At 33.9% G+C, this 16,869-nt stretch carries 16 protein-coding genes, 4 tRNA genes and 1 pseudogene; 7 read left to right on the top strand and 14 right to left on the bottom strand.

The window, feature by feature from the left end; genetic code table 11:
• The first annotated feature begins 60 nt into the window (after positions 1–60).
• Positions 61–777: a DUF4369 domain-containing protein gene (locus K5I29_RS01295; protein ID WP_264434060.1), complete on the top strand. Its 717-nt coding sequence runs from the start codon at positions 61–63 to the stop codon at positions 775–777.
• Between the two features lie 94 nt (positions 778–871).
• On the opposite strand, the gene K5I29_RS01290 is transcribed toward K5I29_RS01295, so the two are convergent.
• From K5I29_RS01290 to rpmH, 10 genes are all read right to left on the bottom strand, one after another.
• Positions 872–948 (bottom strand) — tRNA-Thr (locus K5I29_RS01290).
• A gap of 35 nt (positions 949–983) precedes the next feature.
• Positions 984–1,057: transfer RNA gene (locus K5I29_RS01285), tRNA-Thr, on the bottom strand.
• Between the two features lie 41 nt (positions 1,058–1,098).
• Positions 1,099–1,172: transfer RNA gene (locus K5I29_RS01280), tRNA-Thr, on the bottom strand.
• A gap of 67 nt (positions 1,173–1,239) precedes the next feature.
• Positions 1,240–1,313, bottom strand: a tRNA-Thr gene (locus tag K5I29_RS01275).
• 83 nt (positions 1,314–1,396) lie between these two features.
• Positions 1,397–1,648 (bottom strand): hypothetical protein, encoded by a 252-nt coding sequence (locus K5I29_RS01270; protein WP_264434059.1) that lies wholly within the window; start codon positions 1,646–1,648, stop codon positions 1,397–1,399.
• A gap of 17 nt (positions 1,649–1,665) precedes the next feature.
• Positions 1,666–2,652, bottom strand: coding sequence for a type I phosphomannose isomerase catalytic subunit (locus K5I29_RS01265; protein WP_264434058.1), 987 nt, complete (start codon positions 2,650–2,652; stop codon positions 1,666–1,668).
• Between the two features lie 9 nt (positions 2,653–2,661).
• Positions 2,662–3,072, bottom strand: coding sequence for a 6-pyruvoyl trahydropterin synthase family protein (locus K5I29_RS01260; RefSeq protein WP_264434057.1), 411 nt, complete (start codon positions 3,070–3,072; stop codon positions 2,662–2,664).
• A 1-nt stretch (position 3,073) separates the two neighbouring features.
• Positions 3,074–3,601, bottom strand: coding sequence for an isopentenyl-diphosphate Delta-isomerase (gene idi / locus K5I29_RS01255; protein WP_264434056.1), 528 nt, complete (start codon positions 3,599–3,601; stop codon positions 3,074–3,076).
• Positions 3,602–3,728: 127 nt separating this feature from the next.
• Positions 3,729–6,581: a carbamoyl-phosphate synthase large subunit gene (carB, locus tag K5I29_RS01250; RefSeq protein WP_264434055.1), complete on the bottom strand. Its 2,853-nt coding sequence runs from the start codon at positions 6,579–6,581 to the stop codon at positions 3,729–3,731.
• A gap of 105 nt (positions 6,582–6,686) precedes the next feature.
• Positions 6,687–6,848 (bottom strand): 50S ribosomal protein L34, encoded by a 162-nt coding sequence (rpmH, locus tag K5I29_RS01245; RefSeq protein ID WP_035665819.1) that lies wholly within the window; start codon positions 6,846–6,848, stop codon positions 6,687–6,689.
• A gap of 255 nt (positions 6,849–7,103) precedes the next feature.
• Between rpmH and K5I29_RS01240 the strand changes: the two genes are divergently transcribed.
• Positions 7,104–7,619: a tetratricopeptide repeat protein gene (locus K5I29_RS01240; protein ID WP_264434054.1), complete on the top strand. Its 516-nt coding sequence runs from the start codon at positions 7,104–7,106 to the stop codon at positions 7,617–7,619.
• 30 nt (positions 7,620–7,649) lie between these two features.
• On the opposite strand, the gene K5I29_RS01235 is transcribed toward K5I29_RS01240, so the two are convergent.
• Genes K5I29_RS01235 through K5I29_RS13385 form a run of 3 tightly spaced genes read right to left on the bottom strand, consistent with a single transcriptional unit; the run spans position 7,650 to position 9,219 of the window.
• On the bottom strand, positions 7,650–8,537 hold the full coding sequence (locus K5I29_RS01235; RefSeq protein WP_264434053.1) for a lytic transglycosylase domain-containing protein: 888 nt from the start codon (positions 8,535–8,537) through the stop codon (positions 7,650–7,652).
• Positions 8,534–9,106 carry an alpha/beta hydrolase gene (locus tag K5I29_RS01230; RefSeq protein WP_317134292.1) on the bottom strand — a complete coding sequence of 191 codons (573 nt, stop codon included), beginning with the start codon at positions 9,104–9,106 and terminating at the stop codon, positions 8,534–8,536. Before K5I29_RS01230 ends, K5I29_RS01235 begins: the two co-directional genes overlap by 4 nt.
• The gene (locus K5I29_RS13385; RefSeq protein ID WP_317134291.1) at positions 9,076–9,219 is read right to left on the bottom strand and encodes a hypothetical protein; all 144 of its coding nucleotides are present in this window, start codon (positions 9,217–9,219) and stop codon (positions 9,076–9,078) included. Before K5I29_RS13385 ends, K5I29_RS01230 begins: the two co-directional genes overlap by 31 nt.
• 132 nt (positions 9,220–9,351) lie before the next feature.
• Between K5I29_RS13385 and K5I29_RS01225 the strand changes: the two are divergent.
• Positions 9,352–9,632 (top strand): annotated as a pseudogene (locus tag K5I29_RS01225) (N-acetyltransferase).
• Positions 9,633–9,639: 7 nt separating this feature from the next.
• Positions 9,640–9,975 carry a hypothetical protein gene (locus K5I29_RS01220; protein WP_264434052.1) on the top strand — a complete coding sequence of 112 codons (336 nt, stop codon included), beginning with the start codon at positions 9,640–9,642 and terminating at the stop codon, positions 9,973–9,975.
• Between the two features lie 29 nt (positions 9,976–10,004).
• Here the strand turns inward: K5I29_RS01220 and mtaB are convergent, their stop codons facing one another.
• Positions 10,005–11,333, bottom strand: a complete 1,329-nt coding sequence (gene mtaB / locus K5I29_RS01215; RefSeq protein WP_264434051.1) for a tRNA (N(6)-L-threonylcarbamoyladenosine(37)-C(2))-methylthiotransferase MtaB — start codon at positions 11,331–11,333, stop codon at positions 10,005–10,007.
• A gap of 281 nt (positions 11,334–11,614) precedes the next feature.
• Here mtaB and K5I29_RS01210 point away from each other — a divergent pair, with 281 nt between their 5' ends.
• The 3 genes from K5I29_RS01210 (at position 11,615) to K5I29_RS01200 (ending at position 16,852) form a co-directional block, all read left to right on the top strand.
• Positions 11,615–13,249: an ABC transporter substrate-binding protein gene (locus tag K5I29_RS01210; RefSeq protein ID WP_264434050.1), complete on the top strand. Its 1,635-nt coding sequence runs from the start codon at positions 11,615–11,617 to the stop codon at positions 13,247–13,249.
• Positions 13,250–13,566: 317 nt separating this feature from the next.
• On the top strand, positions 13,567–14,760 hold the full coding sequence (locus K5I29_RS01205) for a PQQ-dependent sugar dehydrogenase (protein ID WP_264434049.1): 1,194 nt from the start codon (positions 13,567–13,569) through the stop codon (positions 14,758–14,760).
• 52 nt (positions 14,761–14,812) lie between these two features.
• Positions 14,813–16,852 (top strand): TonB-dependent receptor, encoded by a 2,040-nt coding sequence (locus K5I29_RS01200; protein ID WP_264434048.1) that lies wholly within the window; start codon positions 14,813–14,815, stop codon positions 16,850–16,852.
• Positions 16,853–16,869 lie beyond the last annotated feature (17 nt).

Below are 16,869 nucleotides of genomic sequence, written 5' to 3'. Positions count from 1 at the left end.
TCTAAGAAAGCGCTTTTTATTTTAAAATATTTACTTATTTTGCAGGCAAATTTAACTAACATGAAAAAAATTTTTTTTGCGCTTGCTACGCTTACCCTAATTGCATCTTGCTCGAATAAACAAGAAGAAAATAACGATTACAATTTAACCATTACCGGCAATATAGATGGTTTTAAACAAGGTAAGTTGTACTTTCAGAAAGAAATTGATAGCGCTTTAGTAACAATTGATAGCGTTATTGTAGATGGCGATTCTAAATTTACTAAAAAATTTAAAATTGATTCACCAGAATTGATGTTTTTAAACATAGAACGTAACAACTCAAACAATATAGATAATTCTTTAGTATTTTTTGCTGAACCGGGTGAAATGAATATTGAAACTACCTTACAACAGTTTTACTACAACGCAAAAATTACAGGTTCTAAAAACCATGAATTGTACGAACAATACCGTAACATGGTTTCTAGATACAGAAACGAAAGTACCCGTTTAATTGGCTTAGATATTTTAGCAAAGAAAGAAAAAAATTACGCGCGTATTGACAGCATTCAGAAAGCTTCAGACAAACTAATCGTTCAGCGTTATTTAGCCGTTGCTAATTTTGTAAAAAACAACCAAGATAAAGAAATTGCTGCTCTTTTAATTGTAGACGAAATCCCAAACATATCTAAACCAATATTAGATAGCATTACAAAAAACATCCCTACAGAAGTTTATAATTCTAAATATGGCAAAGAGTTGCAGAACTTATTAAAAGTTCGTGAAACAGAATAAAAAGCGGTCCTTTGGGACTGCTTTTTTTATTTATACAAAGCATTTGTGCTTTTATAAAATAGAAAAGGTCCATCTATAAAGATGGACCTTTTTTTGGAGCCGATGGAGGGACTCGAACCCACGACCTGCTGATTACAAATCAGCTGCTCTAGCCAACTGAGCTACACCGGCAAGGTGTAATAACTCTATTTATTATAGATTGTTTGAGCCGATGGAGGGACTCGAACCCACGACCTGCTGATTACAAATCAGCTGCTCTAGCCAACTGAGCTACACCGGCAAAATATAATTTAAAATATCAAAAAAAGTTTCTAAACTTAGAGCCGATGGAGGGACTCGAACCCACGACCTGCTGATTACAAATCAGCTGCTCTAGCCAACTGAGCTACACCGGCAAAATATTTTTTTTTTTTCTAGTTTTAGAAACTTAACAATCTATATAAAAGAACGTGTTTTAAATTGAGCCGATGGAGGGACTCGAACCCACGACCTGCTGATTACAAATCAGCTGCTCTAGCCAACTGAGCTACACCGGCGTTGTTCTCAATTCGGGTGCAAAGATATAAGTTTTTTCTAATCTACAAACGATTTGAGAAACATTTTTTTGAGATTTTTCGCACTATAGCGCGTTTACTTTGTCAACTAATTGATTAGCAATCTTTTTAAAATCTTCGTTAATTTTAGAAAAATGTGCTTTTTTATTTTCAACTTGTTTTGCATTGATTCTAGCAATTAAATCGTCGTAAGCAACAAATGCTTCTTGAACAATTTTTTCACCTTCTTCTGAGTTGTTTCCAATCCAAATTACTTCGCTAATAATGTCACCTAAAACATAATTAACATTCTTTTTTAAGTTTCTTACGCTTGCCATTTTATTCTTTTTTTAAATTAATATTCTATATATATTTCAAGCAAATCTGCTTGACCTTTTAACACATAGTTTGTAATGCTGGCAGGTATCAAAATAGTATCACCTAATTGAAATGAAAAAATTTCGTTTTCAATCTGAATGTTTACCAAACCTTGCGTTACAATATATACCCTAAAACAATCTGAATTTTTAACAATACTTAATTCAGCTGTTAAAGGAATAAAATTAGTAGTAAAATAATTACTAGAAACAATAGGGTTGTTTTGATTTGGACGCGAGGTATAAACGCGTTTGGCATCTACATAATTGTAATTAATAGCATCTAAAGCCAATTCTACTGCAATTCTACACAATTCTCTAGATTTACCTTTTGCGTCAACTCGATCCCAATCGTAAACGCGATAGGTAATATCACTTGTTTGTTGTACCTCAGCAATAACAATTCCTTTACCAATGGCATGAATTGTACCTGTTTCTAAAAAATAAACATCACCCGCCTTAACTTTAATGCGTTTTAAGATTTGAGGTAACGTTTTATTTTCTAAATGCTTTAGATATTGAGAAGAAGAACAATTCTCTTTAAATCCAATAATTATTTCGGCATCTTCATCCGCTTGCATTACGTACCACATTTCTGTTTTACCAAACGAATTGTGTCGTTTTTTAGCTAGCTCATCGTTGGGATGAAGCTGAATCGATAAATCGTCTTTCGCATCAAGAAACTTAAATAACAACGGAAAGTTTAATCCAAATTTCTCTACTACTTTGCCTCCTAAAATAGCATCTTTATATTGGTTTATAGCTGTTTTAAAGCAAGTTCCCTTTAAGTTCCCGTTTGCTATAAGGTTTGTGTCGTTAGGTAAATCTGCAATTTCCCAACTTTCTCCAATAGAATCTGATGGGATATCTTTACCTAAATATGTTTTTAATTTACAACCACCCCAAATACGCTCTTTATATATGGGCTTAAAAAGCAAGGGGTATAATATATTGTTGTTCGACATAAATAATTTTTACTGCCCTTTGTACGTAACAAAATTTCGAGGGGTTTCGTACAGAGTAATTTCTAAATTAAGTTCTGATGCTAAATGCGGTTTAATACGATTGTAGATTACAAATGCAATATGTTCTGCCGTTGGAATTAAATCTTTAAAATCGTCAACATCTAAATTTAAATTTTTATGGTCTAAATGTGCTTCTACTTGAGCTTCTATAATATCGGCTAATATTTTCATATCTATAACATAGCCCGTTTCTTTATCTACAGGACCAGTAACTGAAACAATTAACTCGTAATTATGCCCATGAAAGTTGGGGTTACTGCATTTTCCAAAAACTTGATTGTTTTTTTGATCATCCCAATCTGAACGGTACAAACGATGTGCCGCATTAAAATGTGCTTTTCGAGATACAGTAACAAGCATATTAAATAGTTTTAACTTCTAAATAATGATAAAATTTTTCGAAAATAATTTTAAACCATTCCGTATAATTTTGTGGGTTGGCTTTGATATCTGCTTGAACAGCATCCATTTTCATCCATTTCCAACTTGCAACTTCTTCTAAATTTATATTAGGTTCTTGGTTGCTATACCCAATCATTACGTGATCTAATTCGTGTTCGGTTAAGCCGTTATCAAATGGAGCTTTGTAGATAAACGAGAAAAGCTCTTTCAGCTCAACTTCAAAACCCATTTCTTCTAACAACCTGCGTTTACCAGCTTGAATGTTGCTTTCGCCATCACGTTGGTGGCTACAACACGTATTAGTCCACAATAAAGGAGAATGATATTTGTCGGCTGCACGTTGCTGTAACATTAGCTCGTTTTTATCATTCAAAACAAAAACAGAAAATGCACGGTGCAATACAGCTTTTTCGTGCGCTTCTAACTTTGGCATTAAACCAATTGGTTCGTCTTTTTCGTTTACCAAAATTACTTTCTCTTCTATCATAGCTTAAAATATTCTAATCAACAAAAATATAAAATTTATATAGATATCCCTATTTTTTAAGGTTGGTTTAAGAAATAAAAAAACGCTCAGATTGTACTGAGCGTTTTTAATATGGAATATGTATTGCTTATTTACTTAAATACATTTTTCTGCGAGAATATAATTCGTAGAAATCATCATCTTTTAAATCTTTAATAAATAAGATGCTTTCTCCGGTTGATTTCATTTCTGGACCTAATGCTTTGTTTACATTATGGAATTTAGAGAATGAGAAAACCGGTTGTTTAATGGCATAACCTTCTAATTGTGGGTTAAATGTAAAATCGGTAACCTTATTAGCCCCTAACATTACTTTTGTTGCGTAATTTACATACGGTTCACCATAAGCTTTTGCAATGAAAGGAACGGTTCTAGATGCACGTGGATTTGCTTCGATAATATACACCGTATCGTCTTTAATAGCGAATTGAATGTTAATTAAACCAACCGTTTTAAGTGCTAAAGCAATTTTTTTGGTATGGTCTTTAATTTGTTGCATTACAAATTCACCTAAGTTGAACGGAGGTAATGTTGCGTTAGAATCTCCTGAGTGCACCCCACAAGGTTCAATATGCTCCATAATACCAATAATGTACACATTTTCTCCGTCACAAATCGCATCAGCTTCCGCTTCAATTGCTCCGTCTAAATAGTGGTCTAAAAGTAATTTATTCCCTGGAATTTGTTTTGTTAATTCAATTACGTGCTCTTCAAGCTCACGTTTGTTGATTACAATTTTCATTCCTTGCCCACCCAGTACGTACGATGGACGAACTAATAATGGGAAATCTAATTGATCTGCTAACGCAGAAGCTTCTGATGCAGTTTCTGCAACTCCAAATCTAGGGAATGGAATACCAAGCTCTGTTAACAATTCAGAAAAACGACCACGATCTTCAGCCAAATCTAAAGCTTCAAAGCTTGTTCCGATAATTTTAATACCGTATTTAGATAATTTTTCTGCCAATTTAAGTGCTGTTTGTCCACCTAACTGAACAATTACGCCTTCTGGCTTTTCATGTAAAATAATATCGTAAATATGTTCCCAGTTTACAGGTTCAAAATACAATTTATCTGCTGTATCAAAATCTGTAGAAACCGTTTCTGGATTACAGTTAATCATAATGGTTTCGTACCCACATTCTGACGCTGCTAAAACACCATGAACACAAGAATAGTCAAATTCAATTCCTTGTCCAATTCGGTTTGGCCCAGAACCTAAAACTACTACTTTTTTACGGTCAGAAACTTTACTTTCTGTTTCTGTATAAACAGTTCCGTCAGCTTTTTGAATACTTTGTTCAAACGTTGAGTAAAAATACGGCGTTTGTGCAACAAATTCAGCCGCACACGTATCTACCAATTTAAATACACGTTTAATGTTTAATTCGGTACGTTTGTTGTAAACTTCGCTTTCTAAACATTTTAACATGTGTGCGATTTGACGGTCTGAAAAACCTTTTTGTTTTGCATCTAAAAGCAATTCTCTCGGAACGGTTGCCAGTTCATGTTTAGAAATTTCTTTTTCTAAAGCATACATTTCTTCATATTGCTTTAAGAACCACATGTCTATTGCTGTAATTTCATGAATGCGCTCTAAGGTAATTCCCATAGCAATAGCATCATAAATTACAAAAACACGGTCCCAAGATGCGTACTTTAATTTTTCTATAATTTGTTCGTAATTGGTATAACCTTTTCCGTCTGCACCAATTCCGTTACGTTTAATTTCTAATGATTGAGTTGCTTTTTGTAAAGCTTCTTGAAACGAACGTCCAATACCCATAACCTCACCTACCGATTTCATTTGTAAACCTAAAGTACGGTCAGCTCCTTCAAACTTATCAAAGTTCCAACGTGGTATTTTCACAATTACATAATCTAAAGTTGGCTCGAATAAAGCAGATGTAGATTTTGTAATTTGATTTTGTAATTCATCAAGCGTATAACCTAAAGCTAATTTACTAGCAATTTTTGCAATAGGATATCCTGTTGCTTTTGATGCTAAAGCAGATGAACGAGAAACACGTGGGTTAATTTCAATTGCCACAATATCTTCTTTCTCATCTGGCGAAACTGCAAACTGCACGTTACAACCACCAGCAAAATTACCAATGCTACGCATCATTTTTATAGCCATATCACGCATTTTCTGAAAAGTTCTGTCAGAAAGCGTCATAGCAGGAGCTACTGTAATACTATCTCCGGTATGAATTCCCATCGGATCCATATTTTCAATAGTACAAATAATAACTACGTTGTCGTTTTTATCGCGTAATAACTCCAATTCATATTCTTTCCAGCCCAATAAAGCTTTATCAATTAAAACTTCATGAATTGGAGATGCTTCTAAACCACGGGTTAAAAGTTCATCAAATTCTTCAGCAGTATGAACAAATGCTGCTCCTGTACCTCCTAAAGTAAATGACGGACGAATTACAAGCGGAAAGCCAAATTCTTGCGCAATTTCTTTTCCTTTTAAAAACGAAGTTGCTGTTTTAGCAGGTGCTGCAGGAATATCAATTGTTTGTAACAATTGTTTAAACTGCTCACGGTCTTCTGTTACATTTATAGCATTAACATCTACCCCAATTAACCGCACACCAAAATCCTGCCAAATCCCTTTTTCGTCAGCTTCTAAACATAAGTTTAAAGCTGTTTGTCCTCCCATGGTTGGTAAAACCGCATCAATTTGCGGATGAGCCTTAAGGATTTCGATAATAGATTTGGTTGTTAAAGGTTTTAAGTAAACATGATCCGCCATAGATGGATCTGTCATGATTGTCGCTGGATTTGAGTTAATTAAAATAACCTCAATTCCTTCTTCGCGTAGAGAGCGAGCCGACTGAGAACCTGAGTAATCAAATTCACAAGCCTGACCGATAACAATTGGTCCTGAACCAATGATCAAAACCGATTTAATAGAATTGTCTTTAGGCATTAGTGTGTAAGTTGTTGTTGTGAAATACTAAAATGTTAAAAAAAATATATAAAAAAAGCGTTACCATTCAAAAGTAACGCTGATATGATCATAAAAGTACAATCATTATTTTTTATGTCTTGGTTCGCAAGAAACAGTTAATTTATGTCTTCCTTTAGCTCTTCTTCTAGCTAAAACTTTTCTTCCGTTAGGAGTTGACATTCTATCCATGAAACCATGTTTGTTTCTTCTTTTTCTTTTCGATGGTTGAAACGTTCTCTTACTCATTGCTTTGTTATCTTTAAATCTTTTGTTTTAAATTTGGCTTCAGCTTTGAAAATCCATCGTTTCAAAACCGAGTGCAAATATACAAAGTTATACAAACTATGCAAAAGCTTTTTAAAAAAAATTAATTAAAATAAAACTCTAAACTGATAATGAAGCATTTAGAATTGTATTAAATTTGATTTTTATGGGTTTTAAAAAAACCTGTTTAAAAGCTCAATACATTTTACTACATTTGCAAAAATAAACAAAAAAATCATGTTTCATAGAAATATTAAATTAATTATTGCAGCAGCACTTATTTTACTAGGTGTTTGGCAAATTTTTGACCGAAATATTGGTAATGGTATCTTCTTAATTCTATTAAGTGCGTTTCCGATTTTACTTTATTTTAGAAACGAGTATATTTTACTTGCGTTTTTAAAATTACGTAAACAAGATTTTGATGGAGCGAAACGTTATTTAGATAAAATTAAGAACCCAGATACTGCTTTGGTACGCAAACAGCAAGGTTATTATAACTATTTAAATGGAATAATGGTTTCTCAAACCAATTTAAACTTGGCTGAAAAGTATTTTAAAAAAGCTATTGAATTAGGTTTAAATATGAATCAAGATTTAGCACTTGCTAAACTACAATTAGCAGGAATTTCTATGACGAAACGTCGTAAAATTGAAGCGCAAAAATATTTATCTGAAGCTGAAAAACTTGACAAACAAGGCATGTTACGCGATCAGGTAAAAATGATGAAAACACAAATGAAAAAAATATAACAAAAAACGCTCGAGATTTCGAGCGTTTTTTTATTCTTCTAACAATTCAATATAATACGTTTTTCCGGGTTTAACCACCAATTTGGTATCGCGCAACCATGGGTTTAATATTTTTAATGTTTTGTAATTGGTGCCGTTATCTTTAGCAAATTTAGCTAAATCATCAATATTGGCATTTACCTCAACTTTTTTTGTTTTAATAATAGGATATTTTTCACTTTCAGGAATCACAAATCCATATTGTTCGGGACGTTCCATAATATCTTTTAAAGCCAAAATACGAAATACGTAACGTGATGTTTCTTCAGTCAACAACAAATCGTAATAATCGGTTACATATTGTTGTTCTAAACTACGACCAACACCGCCCGAACCGCGATTGTAAGCTGCGGCTGCTAAGGTCCAAGAACCAAACTTTTCTTTCGCTTTTAATAAATATTTACAAGCATTTCTGGTAGATAATTCTATATCATAACGTTCATCAACCGTATCGCTAACTTCCATACCAAATTCTTTAGCTGTAGCTGGCATAAATTGCCAAACGCCTTTTGCTCCGGCAGATGATGTTGCGTTAGTTAAACCACTCTCAATCACAGCTAAATACTTAAAATCATCTGGAACACCATATTCTTTTAAAATAGGCTCAATAATCGGAAAAGCACGATTGGCACGTTTTAAAATAAGTTCGGTGCTGCTATGCAGGTTGCGGTTAATAATAATTTCGCGATCTAAACGCTCGCGAACATCTAAAAGATGCAGTGGTACATTTTCACCACTAAAATTCATTTTAGCAGGCACAGGCATGCTGGTGCTGTTTTTGTATGGTATTAAATTAACATACAAAGAATCTGATTCGTGCGCATGCATTGGGCTTATTAGCATACTGGCACAAAAAGAATAAAATAATACACGTTTCATAGCTTCGTTGGGTTTAAAATTAAGGGTAAATTTTTATTGAACCATTTGTACTTATACACAATCATTGCATGTGTTGCTTTGGGTATAACGTAACAGTGGTTGGTATTAATATATTTTAAAGGAAAAACTTCGTCGTTTTCTCCATGAATTCGAATAACCTGAGTGTTATTTAAATGCAAATCAGTTTTCCAGTTTAAAATGGTTGCAATAGCCCAATCTAAGTATTTTTTATCATTCATAAACAAATAGGTTTTATATAATTCTAAACGTTTACGTAAATTTTTACTTACCATAAAATACTGCAAGGCATCAAAGTTTGAAAACAAGGCGGTCGGAAACAAACGATACAGCTTTAGTTTTTGAGCCAAAACCATGCGTTTAGGAAATTCTTTTTCGCTTAAAACGCTAGAAACAACAACCAATTTACGCACCTGTATAAACTTACTCATTTCCTGAATTATGATTCCACCAAACGAAACGCCTACCAAAATCGGATTTTCGTGAACCACATCAACAAGCAATCGTTTTACATAACTGGTTAACGATTCGTTTTTTGCGGTACCTTCCATTCTAAATAAAAAAAATCATAAACTTCGGCATCAAACCGAATATGTTCAAAAATTTTACTACTGGCCGCTAAACCAGGCATAAAATAAACCGGAATTTTATTGTTAGGCATCATAACACAATTTAACCAATAAATAGCCGTTAAAGGCTTTAAGGTTTGGTTTTAACTTTAATTTTTATAAATTTATAATAATTTTAAAAACATTGTTATACGAACCAATAAATTAATTAATGACTTTTTAGGCTTATGGAGATTAAAAACAATGAAATTTCGAGACAATTTGAGTTAAAAACAGAAACAGAAAAAATATCTGTTGAGTATTCATTCCAAGAGAAAAAGTTATTTTTAACGCGCATTAACTGCATCAATGAAGATAACAAAGATTTGGTGGAGTATTTACTGAAGGATATTATGAGGGTGGTAGAAGAAAAACGCTGGCGCGTGGTACCTACAAAACCAGACATTTCTCTGTTTTTTAAAAAAATCCGGGGTACAAAGAATTTTTAGCACCTGGTATCAGAATCTAACCTGTACATGACCGATTCTGTTAAAGAAAAACTACTCGCTTTTTTTCATACCATACAGCAATACAAAGGTTGTAAAACCGAAATAACTTCTGGATTATATGCCCTTACAGCAAGTTTTGATGCAAAAAACACAACATGGAATTTATCTGAATTTACATTTGTTCGTGCAGCGTTTCGGCAAAATGGCGACCGATTGATTATTGAAGGTAAGAAAATGTATTACGAATTTTCGGCAGCAAATATTATTGACTTTAAACAGCCTGATTTGCACAGCTACGAAATAATTGAAGCTTACGGCGATGTAGCCTTTCGAATAACAAAAATTAAATTTACCATAAAATAAAAATCCCGGAAAAACTTCCGGGATTTTTTTTATGCTAAAGCGTGAACAAAATCAAAGCGCACACTGCCATCATCATCAATCTTGGTTAAAACAACATCGTGCAAGGTATTAACCAATTCAGGGTTCCACGGTGCTTTAACTTTTACGTAATTTTCGGTAAAGCCGTAAATATATCCTTCTTTATTTTCACCTTCAAAAAGCACGGTACGTACCGTTGCAATTTGACTTTCGTAAAACGCTCTACGTTTTTTTACCGATAAACCGCGTAGCATTTTACTGCGTTTTGCTCTAACGTTTGCAGGTACAACGCCATCAAAAGCAACTGCTTCGGTATTATCACGTTCTGAGTAAGTAAATACGTGTAGGTACGAAATATCTAAAGCATTTAAAAAGTTGTACGTTTCTAAAAACAATTCATCAGTTTCCCCCGGAAACCCAACAATCACATCAACACCAATACAAGCATGCGGCATAACTTCTCTAATTTTTGCCACACGTTCGGTGTATAATTCACGCATATAACGGCGTTTCATTAATTTTAAAATGGTGTTAGAACCCGACTGCAACGGAATATGAAAATGTGGAACAAACGTACGCGATTGCGCTACAAATTCAATAGTTTCGTTTTTTAATAAATTGGGCTCGATTGATGAAATGCGCAAACGCTCAATGCCTTCAACCGCATCTAAATTCTGAACCAATTCTAAAAACGTATGTTCGTGTTTTTTGTTACCAAATTCACCTTTTCCGTAATCGCCAATATTTACACCGGTTAAAACAATTTCTTTAATGTTTTGCGCCGAAATTTCTTTAGCATTTTTTAATACATTCTCCATCGTATCCGAACGCGAAATACCTCGAGCTAAAGGAATGGTACAATACGTACATTTATAATCACAACCGTCTTGAACTTTTAAAAATGCGCGTGTACGATCGCCAATCGAATAACTACCAACATAAAAATCAGCTTCTTCGATTTCGCACGAATGCACCTCACCCATTTCGTTCTTAGACAAATCGTTTAAATAATCGGTAATTTTAAACTTTTCTGTAGCACCTAAAACCAAATCAACGCCATCAACAGCGGCTAATTCTTCAGGTTTTAGTTGCGCGTAGCATCCAACAGCAGCCACAAAAGCTTTATCGTTATGTTTAAGCGCCTTTTTTACAATCTGTTTAAATTGCTTATCTGCATTTTCGGTAACCGAACAGGTGTTAATTACATAAATATCTGCTTCATCTTCAAAATCAACACGATCAAAACCTTCATTCTGAAAGCTGCGTGCAATAGTAGATGTTTCTGAAAAATTCAGTTTACAACCTAAGGTATAAAAAGCAACTTTTTTTCTATTTTCCATACTAAAAATGTTTAGGGCGTGCCCTGCACTTATCAGGCAGGTCGGGCTATTTGCTTTATCTTTTAAAAACAAATTAGCTAATCGCTATTGTTTTTAAAAGGATATCGCTACTATCCCTCACGCAATATCCGTTACGGATTAACAAGTTTGCAAAGTTACAACCAAATAATTAGAATTAAAACCTATTTTTTTCTGAAAACCATTCAATTTATACAGCAATAAAAAGTTGAATCATAAAACAGCTTTTATGCGTTAAAAAAAATGTTAGCTTTGTTGGAATCATGAAAATAGCCATGCCAAACATAAAATATGTATTTGTTGTTTTTATTGCCGTTTTAGCAACAAGCTGCTCGCAAAAAAACAAACAAAACGCCGATCATTTGGTGTTTAGATATAACGAAAGTGCAAACATCAGTTCTCTCGATCCTGCTTTTGCAAAAAACCAAGCTAATATTTGGGCTTGTAATCAAATTTTTAATGGGCTAGTACAATTAACAGATAGCTTAACCATTGCTCCAGATTTAGCTAAAAATTGGCATATTTCGTCCAACGGGCTTACTTATGCATTTACATTACGTAACGATGTTTATTTTCATAAACATATCGGTTTTGGGCCCGATAGCACCAGAAAGGTTACCGCTTACGATGCGGCATATAGCTTAAACCGCTTGCAAGATGATAAAGTTGCATCACCCGGCGGTTGGATTTTACAAAATGTAGCAAATATAACGGCTAAAAATGACAGCATTTTAGAAATAAACTTACAGAAACCTTTTCCGGCTTTTTTAGGTTTATTAACCATGAAATATGCATCGATTGTTCCGCAAGAAATTGTAGAAAACCCAAATATTAACTTCCGTTCAAATCCAATCGGAACCGGTCCCTTTCAGTTTAAAATCTGGGAAGAAAACGTAAAGTTAGTTTTACGCAAAAACAATGCCTATTACGAAACTAATGCACAAGGTGAACAATTACCACATTTAGAAGCCATTGCAATAACTTTTTTACCCGACAAACAAGCGGGCTTTTTACAGTTTATTCAAGGAAAATTAGATTTTGTTTCGGGTTTAGACCCATCGTACAAAGATGATATTTTAACACAAACAGGAGCTTTACAACCTAAGTACGAAGATAAAGTTACTATGCTTACGGGTCCGTATTTAAATACCGAATATTTAGGTTTTAACCTAGAAAGCACAGAAAATGCAATAGCCGACATTCGCATTCGCCAAGCTTTAAATTATGGTTTTGACCGTAAAAAAATGATTACCTATTTACGTAACGGCATGGGAACACCGGCTAACAGCGGAATTATTCCCGAAGGTTTGCCAGGTTATTTACCTAATATGGGATACAATTATGATTTAGAGAAAGCTAAAAGTTTGGTTGCTGATTATAAAAAAGAAAAAGGAGAACAAGCTGTTAAAGTTTCGCTTTCAACCAATGCATCGTACGTTGATATTGCCGAATATTTGCAACGCGAGTGGCAAAAAATTGGTATAACGTGTGAAGTTGATGTTACGCCTCCTTCTACCTTACGTCAAGCTATTGCAACGGGCAAGGTTTCGTTTTTTAGAGCAAGTTGGATTGCTGATTATCCGGATGCAGAAAATTATTTATCTTTATTTTCGAGTACAAATTTTGCACCAAATGGTCCGAATTATACACATTATAAAAACAAAAGGTTTGATGCACTTTATCAGGCATCTTTTTTAGAACAAGATGCCGAAAAAAGATATAAGCTTTACCAACAAATGGACGAAATAATGATGCAAGATGCACCTGTTATTCCGTTATTTTATGATAAGGTTGTTCGATTTACAGGTAAAAATGTTGAGGGATTAGGTATGAATCCCTTAAACTTGTTAACGCTTAAGCATGTAAAAAAAATTCCTAACAATTACGATAATTTATAAGGTTTACCATGATCATCCTGATATTCAACACAAATATCTCCTAACCATTCATTTACATAACCTTTTACCTGTAAAAATTCTCCCATTGCGGTATGCTGAACTCAAAATCAGTACTTCTAAAAGTTTTGTGCTCTAAATCTAATTGTCCATTATGAGCTAGAATTTCTTTACAACGCTTCATTTGGGCATCATCTAAATGTAAAATAATACTCAAATATAGCTGTTGACAAAGCCAAGATAGGACGTTGAAAGTTATCAAAATAAATATTTAGATTTATTTATAAAAAAACTTTATATCTTTAAAAAAATGATTCAACATGAAAAAAACAATATTATTAGCTAGTGCACTAGTTTTTCTAATCTCATGCAAGAATGAAAGTACAGAACAAAAAGTAATAGAAAACACTCACTATCAACCTGCATTTCCTGGGCAAACACGTGCCGAAATAGTTACTACACAAACACCATATGCGGTTGATATAATTACAAAAAATCTTGGTTTAGCGTGGGCGGTTACTAATCTACCTAACAACAAACTGCTAATTACCAATAAAGAAAAAGCAGAAATGTTTGTAGTAGATTTAGCAAACCCAGATAACCCAAAAAAAGTAACAGGTTTTCCAGAAATTAACCTTACCACGCAAGGCGGTATGTTAGATGTTATTGCAGATCCTGATTTTGAAAATAACCGAATTATTTATTGGACCTATGCCGAACCATTACATGACGAGGAAAATAACGATCGTACAGCAGTTGCCAAAGGTAAATTAGCAGTAGATGAATCTCAGGTTGAAAATGTTGAAGTTATTTACCGCACCTTCCCTGTTAGCAATAGCGGGCTTCATTATGGCAATCGCTTAGCTTTTGATAAAGATGGTTATTTATTCGTTTCTTTCGGTGAACGATCTAATGCAGATATGCGTAAATTTTCGCAAGATTTAAGTTCGCCTTTAGGTAAAGTTTTACGTTTAACGAAAGATGGAAAAGCTGCACCTGGTAATCCATTTGCTAATACACCAAACGCATTACCAGAAATTTATTCTTTAGGACATCGTAACCCACAAAGTTTAGCTTTCGATGCAAAAGGGCAACTTTGGGAAATTGAACATGGACCACAAGGTGGAGATGAACTAAATCTTATTAAACCAGGTACAAACTACGGTTGGCCTATTATTACTTATGGCGTTGAATATTCTGACGAAATAATTGGTGATGCTATAACTCAACAAGAAGGTTTAGAACAACCTGTATATTATTGGGATCCTGTTATTGCACCAAGCGGCGCTGAATTTTATAACGGTAATATTGAAGAATGGCAAGGCAACTTATTTGTTGGTGGTTTAAAAACTCAGCTTTTAGGCCGTTTAATTATAAAAGACAATAAAGTTGTGGGCGAAGAACATTTGTTAAAAGATCAAAACGATCGTATTCGTGATATGGTTACCGGTGCCGATGGTAATTTATATGTGGTAGGTGATCAAGGTAAATTATACCGCATTTCTAAAAAATAAAATAACTTAAAAGTGATGACCTAAAAGCATCACTTTTACTTTTTAATCTAAAATGTATTTAAAAAAAATAGCTGTAATAGCAATTTCTGTATTCGGATTTAATCAGATCGTAGCACAAGTTACCGATTCTATTCAGCCGTTAAATCAGGTTATTATTACTTCGTTTAAGCGCAACATTCCGTATTTAGAAAGTACAAGTTCGGCAGCTCGCATTTCGTCTGATATTTTACAACTAAATCATCCCGAGCGTTTGTTAGATGCTGTAAACATGGTTCCGGGCGTTATGTTAGAAGAACGTTCACCGGGCAGTTACCGCGTTTCTATGCGCGGCAGTACCATTCGTTCACCGTTTGGAGTTCGTAATGTAAAAATATATTTAGACGATTTTATTTTAACCGACGTTTCTGGAAACTCTTATTTAAATTTAATTGATCCGAATTTAATTGCAGAAATTGCTGTTTTAAAAGGACCACAAGGCGGAGAAATTGGTTCTGAAAGCGGTGGAGCTTTGTTGCTGCAAACCACCAAAAAAGAAGCACTAAATTTAGAATTACTTGGCGGTAGCTATAACATGTTTGCGCAGCGCTTTAACCTTTCTAAACAACTTGGTAAACATTTTGTACAAATTGCCCAATCGTATTACGATACCGATTCGTACCGAGAACAAGCTGCCGTAAATAAAAAATCTTTTTTTATTAAAGATGATTGGAAATACAACCACAAAAATACGCTAAACCTTACTTTGTTATATACCGATTTGTTTTACGAAACGCCCGGCGGATTAACTTGGCAACAAATGCAAACCAACAGAAGGCAAGCTCGATTAGCAACGCCAACATTGCCTAGCGCTGAAACACAAAAAGCAAGCATTTACAATAAAACCGTTTTAGGCGGATTAGCGCATTTATGGAAAATAAACGAAAATTGGTCGCAATTTACTTTGGTACAATCAAGTTTTACCGATTTTAAAAATCCGTTTATATCCAATTACGAAGTTCGGAACGAAAAAAATTTACAAGGGCGTTTGTTCCTTCAATATCAAAAACAACTGCAAAACGTAATGTTAGAATCGCGTTTGGGCTTAGAAGCCGGAACCAATGCATCAACCATTAAAAATTACGACAATTTAGCCGGAAATAAAGGTAATGCACAAAAGTTTGATGCCATAAATACTCATGCAGCTTATTATTTTTTTACCCAACGCGTTGTTTTTGCAAATCAATTATTTGTTGATGCCGGAATTAGTTTAAATACAATGCAATACGATTGGAAAACTACTTTTCCTGAACAAGAAACTGGTAAAATACATTTTAAAAATCAGGTTTTACCCAGTTTAGGCGCTACGTATAAATTGAATCCAACTTGGTTTATTCGTGCTAAAATTGCAAAAGGAACTTCAGCTCCAACCTCAGAAGAAGTTCGATCTTCCAACCAACAAATCGCAACAAATTTAATGGCTGAATACGGCTGGAATAAAGAAATTGGACTTCGAAAAAAATTAGGTGCACTTTTTCTAGAAACAACGTATTTTGATTATTTGTTAAAAGATGCTATTGTAAAAAGGCAAGATGCAGAAGGAAATGATTATTTTATTAATTCGGGCGGAACCAAGCAACGCGGTATTGAATTTTTAATTGAATCGGATTATTTTACATGGAACCAATCGGCACAAAATCAATTTAAATTTTATTTCGCAGGGCATTATTACGATTTTAGTTATGATGATTATCAAATAAATCAGGCGGATTATTCGGGTAAGGTTTTACCAGGAATTTCGAAATGGTCAGTACAAAGCTTGTTAAGCTTTAGGTTTAATTCGCATTTTACAATAAATTATGCCAATTATTACCATTCTTCTTTGTTTTTAAACGATGCTAATACCGAAAAAGCAAAAGGTTATGTGGTGGGAAATTTACAAGCAAACCGTTCATTTAAAATAGATAAACACAAGTTGCAGGTTTATTTAAGCTTAAATAACATTTACAATACCAAATACAGCGCAGGTTATGATTTAAATGCTTTTGGCAATCGGTTTTACAACCCGGCAGCTATATTTAACTTTCATATAGGCACTAAATTCAGTATAAACTAAAAAAAGCAATGATATTA

This window comes from Flavobacterium agricola, from assembly GCF_025919725.1.
GTDB classification, from domain to species: Bacteria; Bacteroidota; Bacteroidia; order Flavobacteriales; family Flavobacteriaceae; genus Flavobacterium; species Flavobacterium agricola.
The sequence above is the reverse complement of the archived record's forward strand: the minus strand, read 5'-3'. Positions and strand labels throughout refer to the sequence as shown.